Below are 24,658 nucleotides of genomic sequence, written 5' to 3'. Positions count from 1 at the left end.
ATCGCGGGTGTGATTCGCGCCCCATTCGTTCAGGATCGCCACGAAATCCTCGCGGCGCTGTGCGTGGTGGCCGCGGTACCGGGTGGCATGGCGGACCGGAATTCGCTGACGGCAGAGCCTCAGGCGGCTGTCCGAAAGGTGGTGGGGCTCAGACCTTTCAAGCGTTTGAACGCCGCGCTGAAGCCGAAGGCATCGGCATAGCCGACCGTGCGGGCCACCTGCGCGACGGTCAGTTCGGTATCGAGCAGCAGCGCCGCCGCCTCGTCCATGCGGATCTCGGTGAGATAGGTCAGTGGCGGGCGGGTCATCAGCGCGGTGAAACGCTTGGCGAACAGCGCTCGTGACACCCCGGCCCGGGTGGCCAGCGAGGCGACCGTCCAACCGTCGGCGGGCCGATCGTGCATGGCCTCGAGGGCCGGCCCGATCACCGGATCGGCAAGTCCGCGAACCCATCCCGGCGCCTGCTCGCCCGCCTGCGCGAACCACGACCGCAGGGTGCAGACCAGCGCCCAGTCCAGCAGCCGATCCATCAGCGCCTGCGAACCCGCGCTGTGCGCGACCGCGTCGAGGGCGGCCGACTCGAGCCATTCGCACATCTCGGCCTCCTCGCTGACCACCAGCAGTGGCGGCAGCGCCCGCAGCAGTCGCTCGTGCCGATGACCCGAGGCCCGGTACGCGGCGACGACCAGGGTGGTGCCGCCGTCGAGGTCGTTACCCCAGCGGATGCCGTCCAGCTGATACGCGGCGCATTCGGGATCGTCGGTGAAACAGGCGATCTCGTATTCGACATGCGGCCGGGTGGTCGAATCGGCGTCGTCGGCCAGACGGAACGGCTCGGGCCCGCGGACGACGGCCGTATCGCCCTGGCGCACAACGCGTTCGGTGCCGTCGGGCAGTAGCAGCGTTCCGCCGCCGCGCAGCACGGTGAGCATGGTGAGCGGCGCGCGATCGGCGAATCGGATCGTCCACGGCGCGCGCAGCACCGCCTGGCTGACCACCGAGCCCTCGGCCCGGATACCGCTCAACAGCGAACTCAAGGGATCCACCCCCGCCAGCGTAGACGAACTCCTATGCATCGGAGCGTTTCCCCCATGGATCGTCCACACTCGGGCGGATGTACTGAAGTCATGCAGCACAACGGAAATGCCCTGGTCGTACTCGCTCACCACCGCACCGATTCGCTGACCGCCCATATCGCCCGGCGCACGGTCGCCCAGCTCGAGGCCGCGGGCCGCCGCGTCGATCTGCTCGATCTGCACGCCGAGGGGTTCGATCCCCGGATGAACCCCGCCGATCAACCCGACTGGGACGATCGGGAGAAGGTCTACTCCGCCGAGACACGCGACCATATGCGCCGCATACTCGCCGCCGACGAGGTGATCGCGGTGTTCCCGGTCTACTGGATGAGTGTGCCCGCCCTGCTCAAGGGTTGGATCGATCGGGTGTGGAACTACGGATTCGCCTACGGCCGCAGCACACCCCGTCTGGCGGGCAAGCGCATACTGTGGCTCGGCCTGGCCGGAGCCACCGGATCCGACGACGTGATCGAGCCCATGCGTCAGATCCTCGACAGTCAGCTCAATGCCGGGATCGCCTACTACTGCGGTTTCGCGCACGCCGCCGTCGGGCTGCTCCCCGATGCCGAGGAACGCCCGCAGAGCATCGGCGCGGAGGGCGAACTCGTCGTCGGCGAGGCCGTGACAGGTGCGGCCCGCACGGCCCAGTACACCGAATTCGATGCCAGGGCAGCGGCTTTCGTCGCGGACTTCCTGGCCGGGACGGATCAGGACCGGGCAGCGGACCGTTCGGCCGCACGGGCCCTGGCGTAGGCGGCCTGTGCGCCGCGCTCGGCGAGCACCGTGGCCCGCCGGGCCGCCATCGCCGCCGCGGGCGAGGCCCCGGTCATGATCGCCTGCCAGATGGCGTGGGCGTCCTCGGCGGCATCACGGGCGCCCACGCCCGCGGCGGGGGTGATGGCGTGGTCGGCATCGCCGCACAGCACGATCGGCTCGCTCGGGGCGCGGGCGGTGTCCAGCGGGACATTGCGGGCGTTGACGACATGGACCGTTTCGGTCGCGTCCAGCAGCGGTTCGACCAGATGCGCCAGATCCGGAGCGCTCGCGCGGATCGTCTCGGCCCAGGCGGCGACGGGATGATCACCGAGTGCACCCGCGGGGACCCGGGGCTGGGTGATCCGGGTGAACCAGACGGTGACCTCGTCGTTCCAGAAGTGGCCGACGGTCGAGGCGGGCCAGATGTCGTCGCCGAGGCGGCCGTTGAAATGCAGGACCGAGGGCGCGCTGTCGAGCCGCACCGGTGTGTCGGTGGTGCCGTACACGACCGCCTGCCCGGCGTATTCGGCGATGCGGTCGGGTTCGAGGCGGGCGCGGGTGAGCGAATCGGTGCCGTCGGCGCCGATGATCAGCTCGTCGGTCTCCAGCGCGGTGACGCCGCTGTAGAACACCCCGGTCTCGGGATCGATATCGGTGACCGGGGTGTCGTATTCGAGTCGGGCCGTTGTGCCCGAGGCGAATTCGGTCAGCACGCGCACGAGATCGGATCGGAAGTACAGCCGATGCTCGGTGGTCTCGCGGGTGCGCTCGGACGCGCCCGCGTAGGCGATACGAAGTCCGGTGAGGGGATGGGAGACCGCGTGCAATCGGTCCAGCGGCGCGCCGAGTTCGGCCAGTGCGCGATGGCCGCGACCGTCGAGTACGAGGAACTGCCCGCCCCGGCCGGCCGGTTGCCGTTCGTAGAGAGTGACCCGATGACCGCCCGCGGCGAGTGCGGCCGCCAGTGGTGTGCCGGCGATACCGCCGCCGATGATCGTGACCATCGCAGGTCCTCCTACCCCGAGACGCCGGTTGTGCTTTCGACTGTATCGCGGACCGATCGCCGTCCCGGGCGCTTGTGCGGGCGGATACTGGAGGTGTGGATGGCGCACAGGATCCGGCGGCCTGGGTTGATCCGTTCTACGGGACCAAGCCCGGCGATGCCGATATGGGTACCGGTGGGGGAGCGGGCAATACGTTTCCGGGGGCAGATGTGCCCTTCGGGATGGTGCAGTGGAGTCCGGACACCGTCACCGCGCAGCACGGTGGGTACTACTACGACGACAATCGGATCAAGGGTTTCAGCCTCACCCATCTGTCGGGCGCGGGATGCGATACCTATCAGGACATTCCGTTCCAGCCGGTGGCCGGTCCGATCACCGACTCCCCGGCCACCGCGCCCGCGAAGTACGTCGCGACCTTCTCCCACGCGAACGAGCACGCCGGCCCCGGCCGCTACGACGTGCGCCTGGACAGCGGCGTACTGGTCGAGCTGACCGCCACCCAGCGCACCGGCTGCGGGCGGTTCACCTATCCGGCCGATCATCCGGCCACGCTGCTGATCAATGTGTCCGGCTCGATCATGGGCGTCGACGACGCGCGGGTGCGCATCGGCGCGGATTTCGTCGAGGGTGCGGCCGCCAGCGGGCGGTTCTGCGGGACCGACAGCCACTACACCGTGTACTTCCACGCCCGCTTCGATCAGCCGTTCGCCGGGCACGGCGTCTGGTACGGGCGGACGGTCACGGCGGGACGCGGCGAGGCGTCCGGGCGCAACTGCGGGGGCTATGTCACCTTCGCCGCGCGCACGGTCACCGTGCGGGTGGGTCTGTCGTTCGTATCGATCGCGGGCGCGCGGGCGAATCTCGACGCCGAAAGCGGCACAAGGGGTTTCGACGAGATCGCGACTGCCGCGCGTGCCGGGTGGAACGATCGGCTGAAGCAGATCGAGGTCACCGGCGGCACGGACGATCAGCGGCGCATCTTCTACACCGCGCTGTATCACGCACTGCTGCAACCGAATGTGTACTCCGATGTGGACGGGCAGTACGTCGGCTTCGACGGTCAGGTCCATCGCACCGACATCGCGCATCCGATCTACACCAACTTCTCCGGCTGGGACGTCTATCGCAGCGAGGTGCAGTTGCTCGCGCTGCTCGCGCCGCACGAGGCCGCCGATATCGCGCGCAGTATGGCCGTTTTCGCGAGCGAGGGCGGAGCCTGGGACCGCTGGACGGTGGCCGCCGACTACACCGGCGTGATGAACGGCGACCCCTATCACATCATCGTGTCGTCGATATATGCCTTCGGCGCAACCGATTTCGACGCCGACGAGGCGCTGGCGCTGATGGTCGAAGGCGCGACCATGCTCGGCCGCAACCGCAAGGGTTATGAGGAGCGTCCCGGCCTGGCCGACTATCTGCGCCTGGGCTATGTGCCGCAACAGGTTTCCGACACACTGGAGTACACCAGCGCCGATTTCGCCATCGCGCAGCTGGCGGATCGGCTCGGGGTAGCCACCATTCGCGACGCGTTCCTGAAGCGGTCGCGGAACTGGCGCAATCTGTTCAATCCGGCCACCGGCTACCTACAGCCCCGCAGCGCGGACGGCGGATTCGCAAAACATTTCGATCCGGCCGACCCCGCGGGTTACGTGGAAGGCAATGGGGCGCAATACACCTGGATGGTGCCCTACGATCTGCGTGGACTGATCGACACCCTCGGCGGCGACGCGGCCGTCGGCCCGCGGCTGGACACCTTCTTCACCAAGTTGAACGCGGGCACCCGCGAGCCGTACGCCTTCCTGGGCAATGAGCCCACCCTGCAGACCCCTTGGATCTACGCCTACCTCGGCGCTCCCCACAAGACGCAGGCCGTCGTCGATCGGGTGCGCCGCGAGATCTGGCGCGCCGGACCGGACAATCTGGTCGGCAACGACGATCTGGGCGAGATGTCGTCGTGGTACGTGTGGGCGGCGCTGGGGATGTACCCGATGATTCCCGGGCGGGCCGAATTGGTGCTCAACAGCCCGATATTCGCCACCGCCCGCGTGCGACGGCCGGACGGGACGACCATCACGATCAACGCGCCGCAGGCCGCGCCGGGCCACCCCTATGTCGCCGCGCTCACCGTCGACGGGCAGCCCTGGACCAAACCCTGGCTGCCGGAATCGTTCGTGCGCACCGGCGGCACGCTGGATTACACCCTCTCCGATACGCCGAATCCGAGCTGGGGCGCCGATCCCGCGGACCGGCCGCCGTCGTTCCCCGCACCCTGAGATACGCCGCCGAAACCGCCTCGCTCGCTGTGCCATTCGGGCAGAATTGAACGATGCGCGGACGAATCACCTTGTCCCTGATCGCGATCGGCGCGGCGATCGGTGCGCTGACGGTCGCACCGGCGCAGGCCGCACCTGTAAGCGGCTGGGTCGAAACCCATCCGGACTCCAAGCCCTTCGACTATCCGGCGGGCGAGGTGTGCGCCTTCCCCGCGCATGTCGAATTCCCGGTGAGCGAGTTGACCCAGCGGGTGTGGTACGACCCGCAGGGACGACCCGTATACGGCACGGAGACAGGGAAATTGGTGCTCCGTGCCACCAATGTGACCACCGGTGGATCGGTCGAGCGCGATGTGTCCGGCGACGGCTCGCTGCTGTATCCGACCATGAACGCCGACGACTACGTGCTGAGCGGGCGGGACTGGGCCGCCGGAATGCACGGCGGCGATCAGCCCGCGGCCGCGCGGCAGCACTGGTTCATCGCGCGGGGCTTCATGTCGGTGCGCGTCACGACCGCCGGTGGTCACACCACCCGCCAGTTGCTCGCTCTGACAGGCGATTACGAGGATCTGTGCGTCACCCTCGCTCGGTGATCCGGGCCTGACGGTTCGCGTATTTGCGCACCGCGAACGCGTAGGCCTCGTCCACCAGCGCCAGTGCCGTATCCAGTGTCGCCGCGCCGGGATTCACCACGCACACCCAGTTCTGGGCGGCATAGCTCGGATGGGGCATGAGCAGATCGCGGGCGGCGTAATCGGATCCGGTGTCGTAGACCCCGTCGGCGTCGCGGCGGCTGGGCGCGGGGCCGAACAGTTCGGTATAGCGGTTTCGGGTCAGGCCGATATTGAGCCGGTAGGAATCCGGATCGGACAGGGCCGAGACCCTGTCGTAGTTGTCGGCGGTCACGATGGTGGCGAAGGGCATCTGCCACTGCGGGGGCAGATCGCCGTCCGGGTCGTAGATGAAGAAGGTATCGCCGAGGTGGTCGGCGACCCGCAATCCGTCGAATTTCGTGGCGATGTGCTGTTTGATTTCGTCGGCGTTCATACAACCTCTTTTCGTCGAAAACGTACCCTTCAATCGTCTCATTGAAGTGCTTATTGGGACTTTTACGACGAGTTCGAGATATTTGACTGATCAACCCTCAAATCGGACGATAACCCGACCTCAGGCGGGCGCGAGTCCGGAGAAGTCGCGCAGCACGACGTGATTGCGGTCGGCGCAGGCGCCCAGCGCGTGATCGGGATGCAGTCCGAAGTACTGGCGGCGGGTGCGGGTGCTCCAGCGCCGCGCGGCCTCGGTGCGGGTCTTGTAGAAGTTGACCATGTAGCCGCCCTCGTACACGCGCAGCAGCATGTAGCCGCCCGGGTACTCCTTGGCGGCGGCCACCTCCAGGAATTCCACATCGATATCGGAATCGGGGCGGCCCAACCGATTTCGGTGCGTGTGGCCGCAGTGGTGCAGAAACACCCCGGGCGCGTTGCGATAGGCGGCGTGTACCCGCGCCGCCGTCGCGCGATCCAGGACGAATCCGGGTCCGCCCGGATTGCTCACCGCCGCGGACGAAGTCACGGGGTGATGGCCGAACACCAGCGTCGGCCGGTCCGGATCCGCGGCCAGCCGATCGCGCAGATGCGCCAGCTGCGGACCCACGATCGTGCCGCCGGAACCGCGCAGGCGGGTGGTGTCCAGGCCGATCAGGCGCAGCCCGCCCACCTCGTTCTCGGTGAGCCGCTGCCGGGGATGGAAGACCGCGCCCCAGTGATCGTCGGGCTGCGGGGCGTCGTGATTGCCGCGGCAGACGAAATAGTCGCGACCGAGCTCACCCCAGGCATCGAGCAGCCCCCGCACCGCGAGGGACTGTTCGAGCGTGCCGCAATCGGTGAGATCGCCCGCGACGATCAGCTGATCGGCCCCGCGATCGGGCAGCCGCAGATCCGCCAGCAGCGCCTCGAGCATGAGTTCGGGATGTTCGGCGTCCTCGTGCCGCAGTCCGGTCGGCAGTCCGGCCATGAGCAGGCCGCTGGTCTGCTCGCCGACATGCAGGTCATTGGCCAGTGCGAGGGTGCGCAGCAGCCGTCCGGGCGGCGGGATCAGCGTCGTGACGACGCCGGTGGTCTCCGGACTTCCGGCTCGTCGCGTCACCAGCGTGCGGGAGGAGACCGCGCGGCGGCCGTTGGAGTAGGCCTCGAATCGGTAGGACCGACCGGGCTCGAGCCCGTCGATCTGTGCGTAGTGGTACGCCGTCGGTTCGGTGTCGTGCAGGACGGTACGCGCCGGGCCGATGCCCTCGGCCGGGGCGATGCGCACCTCGGTGTCGGCCGGTGTCGGCCGCAACCGTCCCGCGCGATCGCGAGTGCGGGTGGTCCAGGTCAGGATCACCGAGCGATCGGTCACGGTGACCACCTCGAGATCCGCGGCGATTACCGAATCTCGTTGCATACCGGCATGTTCGACCCGATGAGCCGCCTGCGAACGCAACGGCCCAGCGCCCACGGCCACCGCCGCGGTCGCCGTCGCGACGTTCGCCAGCCACACCGTCCGTAGCCGCGCATTCAGCATGGAAACCTCCGCCCGAGCCCCCTCGCCACCGACGGTACGGTGACCGATTGAACTCCCCGCGCCCTGCGCGTGACAGCTCGTCCTTCCGGGCTGAATAATTCGATACTCGCAGGTGAGCGGGGTGCGAATTCGATGCCGGGGACAAGATCAAGATCTACGCTGGCCGTGGATCACCGCGAGCGCGTGTTTATGAGCGAGCGGGTTGAGGATTTCGTTGAGCTGGTCGAACAGCGTGCCCGCGGCCTCTCCGTTCCAGGCCGGGGGGAGCAGTGACAGCGGCAGGCCCGGGTCGCGGTAGGGCAGGCGACGCCATTCGGTGAGCATGGGGACGTAGGTGGCGAAGGCGTCCGACGGGGTCGGACGGGCGGCGGTCATGCGGTGCAGGACCGGGCGGTAGCGCTGCAGGAAGTCGGCGTAGAGGCCGGTGAGTTCGGTCAGATCCCACCACTGCGGGATCTTGGCCCGCAGATCGGCGAAGGCGTAGTGCCGCCCGGTGAACATGTCCACATAACCGGACAACTCCTGGCGCTCGAGGGTGCGGCGGGTCTGCTCGGCGAGATTGCCCGGCGCCACCCAGACGCCCGGCGCGGCGGTGCCGTAACCGAGCCGGGTCAGGCTCGAGCGCAGCGCGTGGCGCTTGTCCCGTTCGGATTCGGGGACCGAGAACACCACCATGACCCAGCCGTCGGCCTCGGATGCCCTGGCGCGCTCGAAGATTCGCACGTCGCCCTCGACGAGGACCGCGAGTGTGGACTCGGCCAGGCGGTAGCCGACCGTGCGGCCCTGGCGCGCGCTGACGAGTACGCCGCGCCGCTTCAGACGCGAAATCGACGAGCGGACGGCCTGATGGTCGATGCCCAGATCGGCCATCAGCGCCACCACCGACGCGGTCGCCAGCCAATTGCCCTCGGCTCGCGCGCACAGGCCGAAGATCGAGATGATCAGCTGGGCCAGCCGGGCGTCGCGGCCGCCGCCGGGTATCGCCTTGGTATCCGCCGTCATAGGAGCACCATACGTGGGCGTATTCATCCGGCCCGAATCATGCCTTCCTGCAGGACGGTTGCCACATGACGGCCGTCGCGGGTGAAGAACCGGCCCGAGCCGAGGCCGCGCCCGGCCTCGACGGCGACCGCGTCCTGGGCGTAGAGCAGCCAGTCGCCGATGGGTGCGGGGCGGTGGAACCACATGGCGTGGTCGAGGCTAGCGGTCACCAGATCCGGTTGCGCCCAGGCCAGATCGAGTACGCGCAGCAGTGGTTCGAGGATGGTGTAGTCGCAGACGTAGGCGAGTGCGGCCTGATCGCGCTGGGCGTCGGTCAAGCCGTCGACGGGCCGCAGCGCGTCGAAGGGTTTGACCCACACCGCCTGCTGTGGGACCCGCTCACCCTCGACCGACAGATAGACCGGCCCGGGTACGTGACGCATATCGAAGCTGCGGCCCGCCGACCAGTAGAGCTTGGATTGCGGGGTCATGGTGCCGCCGCTGCGCTCGGCCAGATACGCCGCCGAGGAGGGTAGCGTCTCGGGATCCGGTGCGGCGGTGTCGAGTTCGGCGATGTAGCTGCCGCCCGGTTCGCCCGCGGCGAAGTTGGCCAGGCAGACGTAGATCGGCTTGCCGTTCTGATAGCCGCGCACCTGCCGGGTGCTGTAGCCGCGACCGTCGCGCAGCAGTTCCACCTCGTAGCGCACAGTCGCGCCGATATCGGCCGGGCGCAGAAAATAACTGTGCATGGAATGCATGGTCTTGCCGTCGGTGACCGACCGCATGGCCGCGGCCGCCGCCTGCGCGACCAGATCACCACCGTAGGCCTTCGGCCACGGGCACGGCTGGGTGGCGGCGTCGAAGGCCAGATCGAAATGCTCGGGGTCGGCGGGGACCAGCGTGACGGCCGCGGTGAAGACGGCCGAGGTCGCCAAGGTGTCGGTCGTGGTCATGACTTCCCTTCGGTTGGAATCCAACGTCGGCTACCAGCCGCCCCGCCACCGGAACGCACCAATTCCAAACGTGGCGGCGGCCCGTCGGTGCGGCCGGTGGGTGGTTTGCGGTTTCCGGCGCGGTAGGGCGCGGGCCATTCCGCGGCTTCGCCCTGGTAGCCCTGTTCGACCGCGGCGTGCAGGGTCCACTGCGGATCCCACAGATGCGCGCGGCCGACGGCCACCAGATCCGCGCGCCCGGCCAGCAGCACCGAATTCACGTCGTCGTAGGAGGAGATCGCGCCCACCGCGACGACCGCGACACCCAGCGGCACACCCACCTCCTGGCGGATCCGATCCGCGAACGGGGTCTGATAGCTGCGGCCGAATGCGGGCTTCTCGTGCTTGACCACCTGGCCCGACGATATGTGCAGCACATCCGCGCCGTGTTCGGCGAAGGCCCGCGCGATGGCGATGCCCTCCTCGATCGTATTGCCGCCCTCGGCCCAGTCGGTGGCCGAAATACGCACCGACAGAGGGCGATCCGCGGGCCAGACCGCCCGAACCGCGTCGAACACCCGCAGTGGAAAGCGCAGCCGCGCGACCAGAGATCCGCCGAATTCGTCGGTGCGCCGGTTCGACAGCGGCGACAGGAACGAGGACAGCAGATAGCCGTGGGCGCAATGCAATTCGAGCAGGTCGAAGCCCGCCCGGGCGGCCGCCTCGGCGGCGGCGACGAATTGATCGGTGATCTCGTCCATCTCGGCCGCGGTGATCTCGCGCGGCGGCGGATTGTCGGGACCGTACGGCAGCGGCGACGGCCCGACGGTTTCCCAGCCGCCGGATTCCAGCGGATCGTCGATACCCTCCCACATTACCTTGGTCGCGCCCTTGCGGCCGGAATGCCCCAGCTGCACACCGATTTTCGAGCGCGTGCTGCCGTGTACGAAATCCACCACCCGTGCCCAGGCCCGCTCCTGTTCGGCGGTGTAGAGCCCGGTGCAGCCGGGGGTGATGCGGCCCTCGGGTGATACGCACACCATCTCGGTCATGACCAGGCCCGCGCCGCCGAGCGCCTTGCCGCCCAGATGCACCAGGTGGAAGTCGGTGGGCATACCGTCGACCGCGCAGTACATGTCCATGGGCGAGACCAGCACCCGGTTGGGCAGCTCGATTCCCTTGAGCCGCAGGGGATAGAACATGGGCGGCCGGGCGTCCGCCGCGTCCTGACGGGACAGATACCAGCCGTCGATCGCGTCGAGGAAGGCGTCGTCGCGCAGCCGCAGATTGTCGTAGGTGATGCGGCGGCTGCGGGTGAGCAGATTGAACGCGAACTGGTCGGGTTCCTGCTCGGTGTAGTTCCCGATCGACTCGAACCACTCCAGGCTGGCCTGCGCGGCGCGCTGCACCGATTCGACCACCGGTCGCCGCTCGGCCTCGTACGCGCTCAAACCGGCTGCGACACCGTCGTTCTCGTGCAGGCAGGCGGCCAGGGCCAGGGCGTCCTCCATGGCCAGTTTGGTGCCCGAGCCGATGGAGAAGTGCGCGGTGTGCGCGGCGTCGCCGATCAGCACGATATTGCCGTGGCGCCAGCTGCGGTTGCGCACGGTGGTGAAGTCGATCCACCGGGAGTTGTTGCCCAGCAGCGCGTGTCCGGCCAGTTCGTCGGCGAAGATCTCGGCCAGCACCGCCAGCGATTTCTCGTCGTTCTCCCCCGGGATGAATTCGCGATCGGCGAAGGCCGGGAAACCCGCCGCGCGCCAAACGGATTCGTGCATCTCGACGATGAAGGTGCTGCGATCGGCGCTGTAGGGATAAGCGTGCACCTGCATGACCCCGTGCGGGGTGTGCTTGATGAAGAATTCGAACGCCTCGAACACGCGGTCGGTGCCCAGCCACATGTACCGGTTGTGACGGCGATCCAGATCCGGCCCGAACACCTCGGCGAAGCGGGTGCGCACCGCGGAGTTGAGACCGTCGGCGGCCAGGACCAGATCGTGGGTGGCGGCCAGGCGCTCCACATCGGGGGCCGGGCTGCCGAAGCGCAGATCCACGCCCAGCTCCAGGCCGCGCCGCTGCAGAATGCGCAGCAGATCCTTGCGGCTCATCGCCGCGAAACCCTGTCCGCCGCAGGTGCGTACGAGTCCGCGATAGTGGATATCGATATCGCTCCAGCGCGCGAAGCGCTCGCCCATCCGGCGGTAGACCACCTCGTCGGCGTGTTCGATGCCGCCGAGGGTCTCATCGGAGAACACCACGCCGAAGCCGAAGGTGTCGTCGGGTGCGTTGCGCTCCCATACCGTGATCTCGTGGCCGGGATCGAGCTGTTTCATCAGGGCGGAGAAGTACAGGCCCGCGGGCCCGCCGCCGATGACGGCGATACGCATGGCGTCCTCACCCCTTCCGGGTCGTAGTGTTCCAGCGCTCGCGCAGCCGATAGCGCTGCAACTTGCCGCTGGGATTGCGGGGCAGGGCGTCGAGGAATTCCATGGAGCGGGGGTATTTGTACGGCGCCGCGGTACTTTTCACGAAATCCTGCAGTCGGTGGATCTGTTCGGCGTCGCGCGGCGCTTCCGGGCGCAGGACGACCGCGGCGTGCACGATCATGCCGCGCTCGGCGTCGGGCACCCCGATCACCGCGCACTCCAGCACATCCGGGTGCTGTTCGAGGACCGCCTCGACCTCGGGTGCGGCGATGTTGTAGCCGGAGGAGACGATCATGTCGTCGCTGCGCGCCTGATACCAGAAGTAGCCCTCGGCATCGCGGAAATAGGTGTCGCCGGTCAGGTTCCAGCCGTTGCGGACGTAATCGCGCTGGCGGGGGTCGGCGAGATAGCGACAGCCGGTGGGGCCCTTGACCGCGAGGAATCCGGGCGTGCCGTCGGGGACGGGGCGCCCGTCCTCGTCCTGGATCTCGGCCCGATAGCCCGGCACGGCGCGGCCGGTGGAGCCGGGGCGGATGTCGTCGTCGGCGGCGGAGATGAAGATGTGCAGCATCTCGGTGCCGCCGATGCCGTTGATGATCCGCAGGCCGGTCTGGTCGTGGAAGCGCTCGTAGACCACGGCCGGGAGGTGTTCGCCCGCGGAAACGCAGCGGCGCAGCGAGCGCAGCCGGCTCGGCTCGTCGCGGCGCAGCAGTGCGCGGTAGGCGGTCGGGGCGGTGAAAAGGACTGTGACCGAGAAGTTTTCGATCGCGTCCAGCAGTGAGTCGGGGTCGGGGCGTTCGAGCAGGACCGTGGCCGCGCCCACGCGCAGCGGGAAGATCACCAGACCACCGAGGCCGAAGGTGAAGGCCAGCGGCGGGGTACCGGCGAAGACGTCGTCGGCGTTCGGGGCCAGCACGTGTGCGGAGAAGGTGTCGGCATTGGCCAGGACGTCGCGGTGGAAATGCATGGTGGCCTTGGGAACTCCGGTCGTGCCGGAGGTGGGGGCCAGCAGGACGACGTCGTCGGCCGCGGTCGCCACATCGGGGAAATCCGTGGAACGCGTTGCGGCGCGGGCGATGAGGTCGTCGGGCGACGATCCGCCGATCGGGACGATCGTCAGCGCCGGATCGGCCGCGGCGAGATCCTCGGTCAGGCGGTGATCGCACAGCGCGAGCAGCGGACCGGTCAGCTCGATCAGTTTCGCGAGTTCGCCCGCGCGCAGCAGGGCCATGGTGGTGACCACGACGCCGCCGGCCTTGACCACGGCGAACCAGGAGGCCACCAGCCAGGGGGTGTTGGGGGCGCGCAGCAGTACGCGATTGCCCGGGGCCAGGCCGTAATCGTCGGTGAGTACATGCGCGATCTGATTGGCGCGGTCGAGAAGGTCGCCGTAGGACCAGGTTTCGTCCGGGGTGTGCAGGCAGGCGCGATCGCGGCCGTGGGTGGCCACCGCGGCGTCGAGCAGGGCGGTCGCGCAGTTGAGCCGGTCCGGATAGCGCAGTTCGGGCAGGTCGAAAACGAACTCGGGCCACTGGTTCTCGGGCGGCAGATGGTCGCGGCAGAAGGTGTCGGCGTGGGCGGAGGGGCTGAGCATTGCCGGATGTCCTAGTCGAGTGCGGCCACGGCCTGGATTTCGATCAGGGCCTCGGGCTGCCACAGCGAGGTGACGCCGATACCCGCCATTGCCGGATATTCGGTCCCGGCCAGCTCGCGCCAGATGCGGCCGATCTCCTTGCCGTTGGCCCGGTAGTCGGCGATGTCGAGCAGGTAGATGGTGACGCTGAGCAGATGTTCGGGGCGGCCACCGGCGGCGTCGAGGGCGGTGAGCACATTCGACAGCGCCTGACGGAACTGCGCGACGATACCGCCCTCGACGATCGTGCCGTCCTTGGTCAGTGCGGTCTGTCCGGCCAGGTGGACGATGTCGCGCCAGCGGGTCGCGTGGGCGAAGCCGGAGGGCTTCGCCAGCGTCGGGGGATTGATGCGGGTGACGGACATGGGACCTCTTTCTCCCGGGGTGGCCTACACCACATTATGGTGTTATCGTCACTATCGTCAACAGAACGCGATATTGATGTCGGAGTGTCATGCGCCTGCGAACAGTTGTGTCCGATACGCACGGCAGTCGTGCCGAGGTTCGCGTCGACGGCGACTGGTTCGCGAGTCCGGCGCGCGATGTCGGGGAGCTGCTGGCCTCGCCGAATTGGATTGCGGCACTGGGGGAACGGCCGTCGGATGCGGTGCGCTCGGCACCGGTGGTTTCCGGTCCCGGCAAGATCGTGTGCTGCGGGCACAACTACCGCGCGCACATCGCCGAGATGAACCGCCCGACACCCGAATTCCCCACGCTGTTCGCCAAATTCGCCGATACCCTCACCGCATGGGACGCCGATATCGCGCTGCCCGGCGCGGCCGAATCGCTCGGCCTGGACTGGGAGGCCGAACTGGCCGTCGTGGTCGGTGTTCCGCTGCGCCACGCCGACCGGTCCACCGCCCGCGCGGCCATCGCCGGGTACACCGTCGCCAACGATTTCTCCATGCGCGCCTGGCAGCGCCGGACCTCACAGTGGTTGCAGGGCAAGGCATTCGAGGCCAGTACACCGCTGGGCCCGGAGCTGGTGACCCCCGACGAGGCCGATCCGGCCGACGGATTGCGCATCATCTGCCGGGTCAATGGCGTCGAGGAACAGTCGGGCTCCACCGATGATCTGGTCTTCGATCCGGCGACCCTGCTGGCCTACATCTCCGAATTCACCACGTTGCGCCCCGGCGACGTCGTGCTGACCGGCACTCCCGGCGGCGTCGGCGCGGCGGCCACCCCGCCCCGCCACCTGCGCCCCGGCGATGTCGTGGAAACCGAGATAGAGGGAATCGGGTTGCTCCGCAACCGAATCACCACCACCGAAAGGCAATCGCGATGACCAGCGAAACCACCGGAACCCGCGTCGTACCGATCGTCACCCGCGCGGGCCACGAGTACGCCGATACCGCCCAATCCGGCGGCGCGGTCCGCGTCTCCGGCGTGAGCCCCCAGCACACCCCCGCCACGCGGATCTGGTACGGCAAGGTGAGCAACGAACCCGGCTACCGCTCGCTGCCTCACCACCACGGCGAGGCCGAAACCGGCGGCTACGTCCTGACCGGCAAGGCCCGCATCTACTTCGGCGACAACTATCAGGAATTCCTCGATATGGCCGAGGGCGATTTCGTCTTCGTGCCGCCCTATATGCCGCATGTCGAGGTCAATATGAGCACGACCGAGGAACTGGTCTGGCTGACCTGCCGCACCCCGGACAATATCGTGGTGAATCTGCCGGATGTGGACGATTCGGTGTTGCAGGGGTATCGGCGGGCCTGAGTCGTCGGAATCGGGCCGGGCGGGGAGGGGTTCTCCTTGTCATGACGAAATTTGAAGTACCGATTGGTGTTTCGCTGTGGCCTCGGCCCGAGGCCGTCAATGATGTCGCGGATGTGGTCGAGTTGACTCGGGAGGCTCAGGGGGTTGGGCTTCGCGGGGTGTGGTTCGGGCAGAAGTTCGATTTGGATTCGTTGGTATTGGCCGGGGTCGTGGGGCAGGCGGTCGGCGGGATCGGGGTGGGGACTTCGGTGGTGCCCATCGGGGCCCGGCATCCGGTGGTGGTGGGGAGTCAGGCGCAGACCGCGCAGGCCGCGTCGGGCGGGCGGTTTCGGTTGGGGGTGGGGTTCGGAGCGGCGGCGTTCGATGCGGCCGCGTTCGGGGTTGTCGAGGACAGACCGGTGTTGCGGTTGCGGGAGTATCTGACCGTGCTGCGAGAGGTGATCGAGCGTGGTGGGGTGGAGTTCGCGGGGGAGCGGGTGCGGGCGAATCCGCCCATGTCGACGGCCGTGCGCGGGGGTGGGAATATTCCGCTGCTCGTGGCTGCCATGGGGCCGCAGGCCCTGCGGGTGACGGGGGAACTGGCCGACGGAGTGCTGCCGTTTCTGGCAGGACCGCGCACGCTGGGGACACATATCCTGCCGCGGTTGGAGCGGGTGCGGCCGGAGCGCCGGCCGCAGGTCGTCGCGGGAGTGGTTGCGGTGGTGACCGATCGGGTCGAGGAAGTGCGGGCGCGGGCCGCCGAGGCGATGTCGTTCTTCGAGAATGTGCCGTCGTATCGGGCCGTGCTCGATCGTGAAGGGGCCGGGCGCGCGGTGGAATTGGCGCTCATCGGCGATGAGGAATATGTCGCGCGGGGCCTGCGGGAGTACATCGAGGCGGGGGCGACCGAATTACTGGTCACGCAAACCGATCTCGGCGGTCCGGCGGACCGACAGCGCACCTGGCGCCTGCTGGGCGAGCTGTCGGTCTGAGCCCGATCGTCAGCGGCAGCGGGATTCCTCGGTCACTGCCGCGACCTCGTGATCGAGCCAGGCGAATTCCCGGATCGCCTGGCGGTCGGTCAGTTCGCGCGCTCGGTCGAACGGCGGGGGAACGTCGGCGGGGCGGAACATATCCGAGAAGTACACCGACTCTCCGCTGAGTTTGGTGATGCGGTCGATCAGTGTACGCAGGCGGCCCATGTGATGGTCTCCCTTTCGAGGTTCGAGGAACGGGTTCTGGTGGTCCTCGTCGACCACGGCAACCATATGAAGCAACGCGCCCGTGGCGCATCCGAATTTCCGCCGTCGTCCGCCTCTCGGTAAATCGGGCAAAAGGCCCATTTGGCGCGGAGTGAGAAATGCAACACATTCCCTGAGCTCGGGCTATGCCACAGCGTCAGGCGTGGCTTCTTGACAGCGACGCCGAGCGGGGAGAACCCTGGAGATAGTTAATGTAAGTAACTTAATTGTCTTGGGTGGAAGTACTCGTACTCCTGGGGTGGGCGCTCGGGACTGCCGGCGGAGGTCGGACAAGCAGGAGGTCGGGATGAAAGAGGAATGGCTGGCGGATCTTGATCGGCGAGTTGCCGACCTGGTCGCTCGCGATGAGCAGGTTCGCGACGCGCAGCCGGTGCTGTCCGTCGGCGACGCCGTCCAGTCGCCGGAACTGAGCGTGGCGCAGATCGTCGCCACCATCATGGAAGCCTATGCGGATCGGCCCGCGCTGGGTCAGCGCGCGGTCGAGTTCATCACGGAGGAGACCGGTCGTCGTCGTGCGACGCCGCTGCCCAGATACGACACCATCACCTACGGTGAACTGTGGGGCCGGGTCGGCGCGCTGGCCGCGGCGTGGCAGAGCAATGGCGAAACCCCCACTCGCGCCGGTGATTTCGTCGCGATCCTGGGATTCACGAGTATCGACTACACGACGATCGATCTGGCGTGCAGCTATATCGGCGCGGTCTCGGTCCCGCTGCAGGCGGGCGCGTCGCTGGCCCAGCTGACCCCGATCGTGACCGAGACCGAACCGCGCGTATTCGCCACCAATATCGAACAGCTCGACGCCGCGGTGGAACTGGCGCTGGCGGTCGATTCGGTACGCACGCTGCTGGTCTTCGACTACCACGACCGCGACGACGACCACCGCACCGCGCTGGACACCGCCCGCCGCCGCCTGGCCGATACGCCGGTGCGGGTCGAGACCCTCGGTGCGGCGCTGGCCCGTGGGCGCGAACTGCCCCCCGCGCGGCTGCACACCGGCGAGCAGGACGATCCGCTCGCCCTGCTGATCTACACCTCGGGCAGCACCGGAACTCCCAAGGGCGCAATGTATCCCGCGTCGATGGTCGCGCGTTTCTGGCGCGCCACCGACGGCCGCAGCGATGACACCGGCTTCAGTCTCGACGGGCACACGCCGCTGCCCACCATCAATCTGATGTACATGCCGATGAGCCATATCGCCGGTCGGGTCGGCCTGATCAACGCGCTCTCGCGCGGCGGCACCTCCTATTTCGCCGCCCGCAGCGATATGTCGACCCTGTTCGAGGACATCGAACTGGTACGGCCCACGATGCAATTCTTCGTTCCGCGCGTATGCGACATGATCTACCAGCGTTTTCAGAGCGAGGTCGACCGTCGCCTCGTGGAAGGGGTGGACCGCGACGAACTCCGGGAAGCGGTGAAGGTCGAGGTGCGCGACCACTTCCTGGGCGGACGCCTGATCGCCGCCATGTGCGGCAGCGCGCCGCTGTCGGCGGAGATGCGCACCTTCATGGAATGGCTGCTGGATCTACAGCTCATCGACGGCTACGGCGCCACCGAGACCGGCGGCGGCATCCTGGTCAACACCCAGATCCAGCGCCCGCCGGTGCTGGACTACAAGCTCGTCGATGTGCCGGAGCTGGGCTATTTCGCCACCGACCAGCCGTATCCGCGCGGTGAGCTGCTGGTCAAGGCGCAGACCCTGATTCCGGGCTATTACAAGCGGCCCGAGCTCAACAAGCAGATCTTCGACGCCGACGGCTTCTACCGCACCGGCGACGTGATGGCGCAAATCGGTCCGGACCAGCTGGTGTACGTGGACCGCCGCAACAATGTGCTCAAGCTGTCGCAGGGCGAATTCGTGGCGGTGTCCAAGCTCGAGGCGCTGTTCACCGCGAGCCCGCTGATTCGCCAGATCTACGTCTACGGTTCGAGCGAGCGCTCATATCTGCTCGCGGTGATCGTGCCGACCTCCGATGCCGTTGCCGCGAACCCGAATACGAGCGATCTACGGCAGGCGATCGGGCAGTCGATGATTCATGTCGCCAAGGACGCCCAGCTCAACGCGTACGAGATTCCGCGCGATTTCCTGCTCGAGACCGAGCCGTTCAGCATGGACAACGGCCTGCTGTCGGGTATAGGAAAACTGTTGCGGCCCAAGCTGAAGGATCGCTACGGCAAACAGCTCGAGGAGCTCTACGCCCAGCTGGCCGCCGAACAGGCCGACGAATTGGCCGCGCTGCGCCGTCAGGCGCGGGAGCTGCCGGTGTTCGCCGCCGTCGAGCGGGCCGCGCGCGCCACGCTCGGGCTGTCGGATGTGGAGTTGCCGCCCGAGTCGCACTATGCCGATCTGGGCGGGGATTCGCTGTCGGCCCTCGGCTTTTCGAATCTGCTCGGCGACATCTTCGATATCGAGGTGCCGGTGAGCGTGATCGTCAGCGCTGCCACCGATCTGCGCGGGCTGGCGAATTACATCGAGGCCGAACGCAATTCGGGCGGTAAGCGTCCGACCGCGGCCTCGGTGCACGGTTCGGGAACCACGGTGCGCGCCGCGGACCTGACGCTGGACAAATTCCTCGACGCCGCCACCCTGGCCGCCGCGCCGACTCTGCCGCGTGCCCCCGAGCAGCCCGACACCGTGCTACTCACCGGCGCCAACGGCTATCTGGGCCGGTTCCTGTGCCTGGAATGGCTACAGCGCCTGCATGATTCGGGCGGTCACCTGATCTGCATCGTGCGCGGCAGCGATTCCGCCGCGGCCCGCGATCGGCTCGACGATGCCTTCGACAGCGGCGATCCAGAGCTGTCGCGGCGCTACCGTGAGCTGGCCGAGGGCACCCTCGAGGTGTTGGCCGGTGATATCGGCGATCCGGATCTCGGTGTGAGCGAGGCGGATTGGCGGCGGCTGGCCGAGACGGTCGATACGATCGTGCATCCGGCCGCGCTGGTGAATCACGTACTGCCCTACAGCCAGCTGTTCGGCCCGAACGTCGTCGGCACCGCGGAGCTGATCCGGCTGGCGCTCACCCACCACATCAAGCCCGTCACCTACCTGTCGACGGTCGGTGTGGCCGATCAGATTTCGCCGGAGGTGTTCACCGAGGACGGCGATATTCGCGAGATCAGCGCGGTGCGCACGGTCGGCGACAGCTACGCCAACGGCTACGGCAACAGCAAGTGGGCCGGTGAGGTGCTGTTGCGCGAGGCGCATGATCTGTGCGGTCTGCCGGTGGCGGTATTCCGGTCGGACATGATTCTGGCGCACAGCCGTTACGCGGGTCAGTTGAACGTGCCCGATATGTTCACCCGCCTGCTGCTCAGCGTGCTGGCGACCGGTATCGCGCCCCGCTCGTTCTACCAGCTCGACGCCGACGGCAATCGGCAGCGCGCCCATTACGACGGGCTGCCCGCCGATTTCACCGCCGAGTCGATCACCACGCTGGGTTCGCAGGTGACCTCCGGGTACGAGACCTTCGATGTGCTCAATCCGCACGATGACGGAATCGGGCTGGACGAGTTCATGGATTGGCTGATCGAGGCCGGTTACGCGATCGAGCTCATCGATGACTACCAGCAGTGGGTGGAACGTTTCGAAACCACCCTGCGCGCACTGCCCGAGCGACAGCGGCAGGCATCGCTGCTGCCGCTGCTGCACGCCTGGCGGCAGCCCTCGCCGCCGATCGCGGGTGCGCTGTTGCCCGCCAAGCGGTTCCAGGCGAGCGTGCAGGCCGCCGAGATCGGCCCGGACAACGATATTCCGCATCTGGATCGCGCGTTGATCGAGAAGTACGCGACGGATCTGAAGCTGCGCCAGCTGCTGTAGCGAACGTCGCCGACGTCGGGCCCTCGTCGAAACGGGGCCTGACGTTTGTGTGGAAACTCGTTACTCTAGCTACCAAAGCGGGACGGGAACGGGAGGCCGCGCATGGCCGACGAGGCTTGGCGGGAACGGTTCGAGCGCCGATTGGCGCAGGTGCTGGCCGATGAACAGGTGCAGGCGGCCATGCCGCTGGACGAGGTGACCGAGCGGCTGCGCGGATCCGAGCTGCGACTGTCGCAGATCGTGGCCACGGCCCTGGACGGTTATGCCGATCGTCCCGCGCTGGCACAGCGGGCGAGCGAACCGGCGGGCGCGGGCTACACCACCATCACCTACCGGGAACTGGGGGAGCGGATCGGCGCGCTGGCCTCGGCCTGGTATCACGATCCCGAAATCGCCCTGCGGCCCGGCGATTTCGTCTGCACTCTCGGATTCACCAGCGCCGATTACACCGTGGTGGATCTGACCTGCACCCACGTCGGCGCGGTCGCGGTGCCGCTACAGGCCAATGCCCCGGCGGCGCAGTGGCGTTCGATCATCGCCGAGACCGAGCCGCGGATCGTGGCCACCACCGCGGAGCTGCTGGAGGCGACGGTCGAGGCGATCGAGAACGCGCCGACGGTGCGGCAGCTGCTGGTCTTCGATATCCGTTCCGACGACGATCGGCATCGCGCCGCACTGGAATTCGCGCGGGCGCGACTGGCCGACGGCCCGGTCCGGGTCGAGACGCTGTCTCAGGTTTCGCAGCGCGGGGCCGCGGAATCGCCCGTCCCGCTGTATGTGCCCGAGTCAGGCGAGGATCCGCTCGCGATGCTGGTCTACACCTCCGGCAGCACCGGCACGCCCAAGGGCGCGATGTACACAGAGCGCCTGACGGCCGCGATGTGGAGGTTCGCCGGGGGAACTCCGATTCCCGGCATCGTCTACGCCTATCTGCCGCTCAGTCATGTGGCCGGTCGGCTCATGCTCGGTGGCGCGCTGTTGCGCGGCGGCACCGTCTATTTCGCGGCGGCGAGCGATATGTCGAGCATCTTCGACGATCTCGCGCTGGTCCGGCCGACCGAACTGATTCTCATGCCGCGACTGTCGGAGCTGGTGCATCAGCGCTATCGCAGCGAGTTGGATCGGCGCGTGGCGGCCGGGGCCGATCCGGCGCAGGCCGAGGAGGCGGTGAAATACGAACTGCGCCACGAGGTTCTCGGCGGACGATACTTCGGGGCGATCAGCGCGAGCGCCCCGCTGTCGGCGGAGCTGAAGCGGTTCATGGAGTCGGTGCTCGAGGTCGAACTGCACGACGGCTACGGCTCGACCGAGGCGGGCGGCGGCGTCATGGTCGACAATCGACTGCGCCGCCCGCCGGTGCTGGACTATCGGCTCGAGGATGTGCCCGAATTGGGCTATTTCCGTACCGACAAGCCGTATCCGCGCGGTGAACTGCTGCTCAAGACAACGACCATGTTCCCCGGCTACTACAAGCGCCCCGAACTCACGGCCGAGATGTTCGACGCCGACGGCTTCTATCGCACCGGTGATGTGGTGGCCGAACTCGGTCCGGATCAGGTGGTCTTGGTGGATCGCCGCAACAATGTGCTCAAGCTGGCGCAGGGCGAATTCGTGGCGGTGGCCAAACTGGAGGCGCTGTATTCGACCAGCCCGCTCATCCGCCAGATCTTCGTCTACGGCAGCGGTGAGCGGTCCGCGCTGCTGGCGGTGATCGTCCCCACCACCGAGGCTCTCGCCCGTGAGAATGCGGATCTGCGTGCGGCACTGGCGCATTCGCTCAGCGAGTTGGCTCGCGAGGCCGGGCTGAACTCCTATGAGATCCCGCGCGAATTCCTGCTCGAGACCGAACCGTTCAGCGAGCAGAACGGCCTGCTGTCCGGAATCGGTAAACCACTGCGGCCCAAGCTGAAGCAGCGCTACGGCGACCAACTCGAGGAGCTGTACCTGGCGCTGGATCGGCAGCGGTCCGACGAACTGCTGGCGGTGCGCGCCGACGCGGCCGAGCGTCCGGTGCTGGAGACGGTTGTGCGCGCCGCGCGGGCGCTGCTCGGCAATGCCGCGGATCCGCACGCGCACTTCACCGATCTGGGCGGGGATTCGCTGTCGGCGCTGTCGTTCTCGACGCTGCTCGGCGAGGCGTTCGGGGTCGAGGTGCCGGTCGGGGTGATCGTCGGACCGGCCACCGATCTGCGACGGCTGGCCGACTACATCGAGACCGAACGGCGCGCGGGCGGGCTGCGGCCCACCGCGCGGTCGGTGCACGGGGCCGAGAAGCGGATCCGGGCGAGCGATCTGCGGCTGGACCGTTTCATCGATACCGATCTCCTCGCGGCGGCTCCCGCACTGCCGCTCGCGTCGCAGCCCGCCCGTACGGTGTTGCTGACCGGCGCCAATGGCTACCTGGGCCGGTTCCTGTGTCTGGAATGGCTACGACGCCTGCATGATTCGGGCGGCGCGCTGATCTGTGTGGTGCGCGGTGACGACGCCGCGGCCGCGCGCGCCCGCCTCGAGGCGGAATTCCAGAGCGATCCCGAACTGTCGCGCACGTATCGGGAGCTGGCCGCGGGCACCCTCGAGGTGCTGGCCGGTGATATCAGCGAGCCGAATCTGGGTGTGGGGGAGCGGGATTGGCAGCGACTTGCCGAAACCGTGGATCTGGTCGTGCATCCCGCCGCGCTGGTGAACCACGTACTGCCCTATGAGCAGCTGTTCGGGCCGAATGTCGTGGGAACCGTCGAGATCATCCGATTGGCGCTGACCGCGCGGCGTAAACCGGTGAGTTTTCTGTCCACCGTGGCGGTGGCCGATCAGATTGCGCCGCAGTCCTTTTCCGAGGACGGCGATATTCGCGAGATGAGTCCCGAGCGGGCCTTGGACGGCCGATACGCCAATGGCTACGGCAACAGCAAGTGGGCCGGTGAGGTCTTGCTGCGCGAGGCGCACGATCTGTGCGGATTGCCCGTTGCGGTGTTCCGGTCGGACATGATCCTGGCGCACAGTCGATACGCGGGTCAGTTGAATGTGCCGGACATGTTCACCCGCCTGCTGCTGAGCGTGCTGCTGACCGGTATCGCGCCGCGCTCGTTCTACGCGGCCGACGGCCATCGCGCCCATTACGACGGGCTGCCCGCCGATTTCACCGCCGCGGCAATCACCGAACTCGGCGCGCGGGTCACCGCGGGCTTCGAAACCTTCGATGTGCTCAATCCGCACGACGACGGTGTGTCACTGGACACCTTCGTCGACTGGCTCGTCGAGGCGGGCCAGCGGATCGAGCGCATCGACGACTACCGGCAGTGGCTGACGCGTTTCGAGACCGCGCTGCGGGCGCTGCCCGAGGAGCGTAAACAGCACACCGTGCTGCCGCTGCTGCACGCATATCGCCAGCCCGCCCCCGCGTCGGCGGGAGCCCTGCTGCCCGCCAAGCGTTTTCAGGCCGCGGTGCAGCAGGCCGGAATCGGCGCCGACGGCGATATTCCACGGATCACGCCGGAGTTGATCGGCAAATACGTCAGCGATCTGCGGGCGCGGCGGCTGCTGTGATCGGGGCGGCGAGCTGGCGGTCGCGGTATTCGCGCCGCCAGCGGCTGAAGCCGAGCAGGACCAGCACGAAGAACACGCCGTAGACCGCGCCCGAGACATACAGCCCCGATTTCAGCGCCAGCGGCACACCGGCGAGATCCACGAGCATCCAGATGATCCAGAAGTCGACCAGCGCGCGGCTCTGCGCGAAGGTGGCCACGGCGCTGCCGACGAAGATATAGGCGTTGACCCACGGCGACCACGCGATATGCAGCCAGGTCAGATTGACGAACAGTTCGGCGACCGCGACCGTGCCGACGACCAGCGTGCCGAGCAACAGTACGCGCTCGCGCGCGGTCGCCGGTCGGACCAGCAGATCGTGATGATCACGGGCGCCGCGCGCCCAGCTGAACCAGCCGTAACAGGCCAGCCCGCAAAACAGTGCCTGCTTGAGCGCGTTACCGGGCACGTGCGCGTCGATCGAGGCCGCCAGCAACAGCAGCGCCCCGGCCAGCTGCACCGGCCACGTCCACATGGTCTTGCGCATCGCCAGCCACACCACCGCCAGCGAGGCGATATTGCCGACCAGATCGGTCCACAGGATGTGCTCGCCCGCGACCGTGAACCCCGCATTCACCTTCCGGCCAACCTCCCCCGCCCGCGCGGATATTCCCGCCTCGGATGTCGGATTTCCCATATCGCGG

The 24,658-nt window shown here is 67.7% G+C and carries 19 protein-coding genes; 8 read left to right on the top strand and 11 right to left on the bottom strand.

Annotation, left to right across the window (positions count from 1 at the left end; all coding sequences use genetic code 11):
* Positions 1 to 119: 119 nt before the first annotated feature.
* The gene (locus tag NP4_RS17040; RefSeq protein WP_211335918.1) at positions 120 to 1,046 is read right to left on the bottom strand and encodes an AraC family transcriptional regulator; all 927 of its coding nucleotides are present in this window, start codon (positions 1,044 to 1,046) and stop codon (positions 120 to 122) included.
* 81 nt (positions 1,047 to 1,127) lie between these two features.
* Between NP4_RS17040 and NP4_RS17035 the strand changes: the two genes are divergently transcribed.
* Positions 1,128 to 1,829 carry an NAD(P)H oxidoreductase gene (locus NP4_RS17035; protein WP_067998829.1) on the top strand — a complete coding sequence of 234 codons (702 nt, stop codon included), beginning with the start codon at positions 1,128 to 1,130 and terminating at the stop codon, positions 1,827 to 1,829.
* Here the strand turns inward: NP4_RS17035 and NP4_RS17030 are convergent.
* A complete protein-coding gene (locus NP4_RS17030; RefSeq protein ID WP_067998827.1) occupies positions 1,784 to 2,836 on the bottom strand; it encodes an FAD-dependent oxidoreductase in 1,053 nt (350 codons plus the stop codon). The genes NP4_RS17035 and NP4_RS17030 overlap by 46 nt on opposite strands.
* 95 nt (positions 2,837 to 2,931) lie before the next feature.
* Here NP4_RS17030 and NP4_RS17025 point away from each other — a divergent pair, with 95 nt between their 5' ends.
* Positions 2,932 to 5,109, top strand: a complete 2,178-nt coding sequence (locus NP4_RS17025; RefSeq protein ID WP_082875950.1) for a GH92 family glycosyl hydrolase — start codon at positions 2,932 to 2,934, stop codon at positions 5,107 to 5,109.
* A 53-nt stretch (positions 5,110 to 5,162) separates the two neighbouring features.
* Complete coding sequence (locus tag NP4_RS17020; protein ID WP_067998824.1) at positions 5,163 to 5,702, top strand: hypothetical protein; 540 nt, start codon at positions 5,163 to 5,165, stop codon at positions 5,700 to 5,702.
* On the opposite strand, the gene NP4_RS17015 is transcribed toward NP4_RS17020, so the two are convergent.
* The 7 genes from NP4_RS17015 to NP4_RS16985 all read right to left on the bottom strand — a co-directional run bounded on the left by NP4_RS17015 (position 5,686) and on the right by NP4_RS16985 (position 14,008).
* The gene (locus tag NP4_RS17015) at positions 5,686 to 6,156 is read right to left on the bottom strand and encodes a DUF6194 family protein (RefSeq protein WP_067998822.1); all 471 of its coding nucleotides are present in this window, start codon (positions 6,154 to 6,156) and stop codon (positions 5,686 to 5,688) included. The two genes, NP4_RS17020 and NP4_RS17015, sit on opposite strands and share 17 nt — an antisense overlap.
* Before the next feature lie 120 nt (positions 6,157 to 6,276).
* Positions 6,277 to 7,671, bottom strand: a complete 1,395-nt coding sequence (locus NP4_RS17010; protein ID WP_067998820.1) for a metallophosphoesterase — start codon at positions 7,669 to 7,671, stop codon at positions 6,277 to 6,279.
* A 147-nt stretch (positions 7,672 to 7,818) separates the two neighbouring features.
* A complete protein-coding gene (locus tag NP4_RS17005) occupies positions 7,819 to 8,673 on the bottom strand; it encodes a PaaX family transcriptional regulator (RefSeq protein ID WP_067998818.1) in 855 nt (284 codons plus the stop codon).
* Between the two features lie 23 nt (positions 8,674 to 8,696).
* Complete coding sequence (locus NP4_RS17000; protein ID WP_067998817.1) at positions 8,697 to 9,605, bottom strand: acyl-CoA thioesterase; 909 nt, start codon at positions 9,603 to 9,605, stop codon at positions 8,697 to 8,699.
* Positions 9,602 to 11,971 carry a bifunctional salicylyl-CoA 5-hydroxylase/oxidoreductase gene (locus NP4_RS16995; RefSeq protein ID WP_067998815.1) on the bottom strand — a complete coding sequence of 790 codons (2,370 nt, stop codon included), beginning with the start codon at positions 11,969 to 11,971 and terminating at the stop codon, positions 9,602 to 9,604. The genes NP4_RS17000 and NP4_RS16995 overlap by 4 nt, the downstream gene beginning before the upstream one ends.
* Before the next feature lie 7 nt (positions 11,972 to 11,978).
* Complete coding sequence (locus NP4_RS16990) at positions 11,979 to 13,604, bottom strand: AMP-binding protein (protein WP_067998813.1); 1,626 nt, start codon at positions 13,602 to 13,604, stop codon at positions 11,979 to 11,981.
* A gap of 11 nt (positions 13,605 to 13,615) precedes the next feature.
* The gene (locus NP4_RS16985) at positions 13,616 to 14,008 is read right to left on the bottom strand and encodes a RidA family protein (RefSeq protein ID WP_067998811.1); all 393 of its coding nucleotides are present in this window, start codon (positions 14,006 to 14,008) and stop codon (positions 13,616 to 13,618) included.
* Between the two features lie 89 nt (positions 14,009 to 14,097).
* Here NP4_RS16985 and NP4_RS16980 point away from each other — a divergent pair, with 89 nt between their 5' ends.
* Genes NP4_RS16980 through NP4_RS16970 form a run of 3 tightly spaced genes read left to right on the top strand, consistent with a single transcriptional unit; the run spans position 14,098 to position 16,339 of the window.
* Complete coding sequence (locus NP4_RS16980) at positions 14,098 to 14,931, top strand: fumarylacetoacetate hydrolase family protein (RefSeq protein ID WP_067998809.1); 834 nt, start codon at positions 14,098 to 14,100, stop codon at positions 14,929 to 14,931.
* Positions 14,928 to 15,368 (top strand): cupin domain-containing protein, encoded by a 441-nt coding sequence (locus tag NP4_RS16975; protein ID WP_062512760.1) that lies wholly within the window; start codon positions 14,928 to 14,930, stop codon positions 15,366 to 15,368. Before NP4_RS16980 ends, NP4_RS16975 begins: the two co-directional genes overlap by 4 nt.
* Positions 15,369 to 15,409: 41 nt before the next feature.
* Positions 15,410 to 16,339, top strand: coding sequence for a TIGR03564 family F420-dependent LLM class oxidoreductase (locus NP4_RS16970; RefSeq protein ID WP_067998807.1), 930 nt, complete (start codon positions 15,410 to 15,412; stop codon positions 16,337 to 16,339).
* Positions 16,340 to 16,348: 9 nt separating this feature from the next.
* On the opposite strand, the gene NP4_RS16965 is transcribed toward NP4_RS16970, so the two are convergent.
* Complete coding sequence (locus NP4_RS16965) at positions 16,349 to 16,549, bottom strand: hypothetical protein (protein ID WP_147288038.1); 201 nt, start codon at positions 16,547 to 16,549, stop codon at positions 16,349 to 16,351.
* A gap of 346 nt (positions 16,550 to 16,895) precedes the next feature.
* Between NP4_RS16965 and car (NP4_RS16960) the strand changes: the two genes are divergently transcribed.
* Positions 16,896 to 20,432 carry a carboxylic acid reductase gene (car, locus tag NP4_RS16960; RefSeq protein WP_067998803.1) on the top strand — a complete coding sequence of 1,179 codons (3,537 nt, stop codon included), beginning with the start codon at positions 16,896 to 16,898 and terminating at the stop codon, positions 20,430 to 20,432.
* Positions 20,433 to 20,534: 102 nt separating this feature from the next.
* Entirely contained in the window at positions 20,535 to 23,975 is a 3,441-nt protein-coding gene (car, locus tag NP4_RS16955) for a carboxylic acid reductase (protein ID WP_067998801.1), read from the top strand.
* Here the strand turns inward: car (NP4_RS16955) and pnuC are convergent.
* Complete coding sequence (gene pnuC, locus NP4_RS16950) at positions 23,944 to 24,591, bottom strand: nicotinamide riboside transporter PnuC (protein WP_211335919.1); 648 nt, start codon at positions 24,589 to 24,591, stop codon at positions 23,944 to 23,946. The genes car (NP4_RS16955) and pnuC overlap by 32 nt on opposite strands.
* Positions 24,592 to 24,658 lie beyond the last annotated feature (67 nt).

The sequence above is a fragment of the Nocardia pseudobrasiliensis NBRC 108224 genome (assembly GCF_001613105.1).
Classification (GTDB): Bacteria; Actinomycetota; Actinomycetes; order Mycobacteriales; family Mycobacteriaceae; genus Nocardia; species Nocardia pseudobrasiliensis.
Note: the sequence above shows the minus strand (reverse complement) of the source record. Positions and strands in the feature narration are given on the sequence as shown.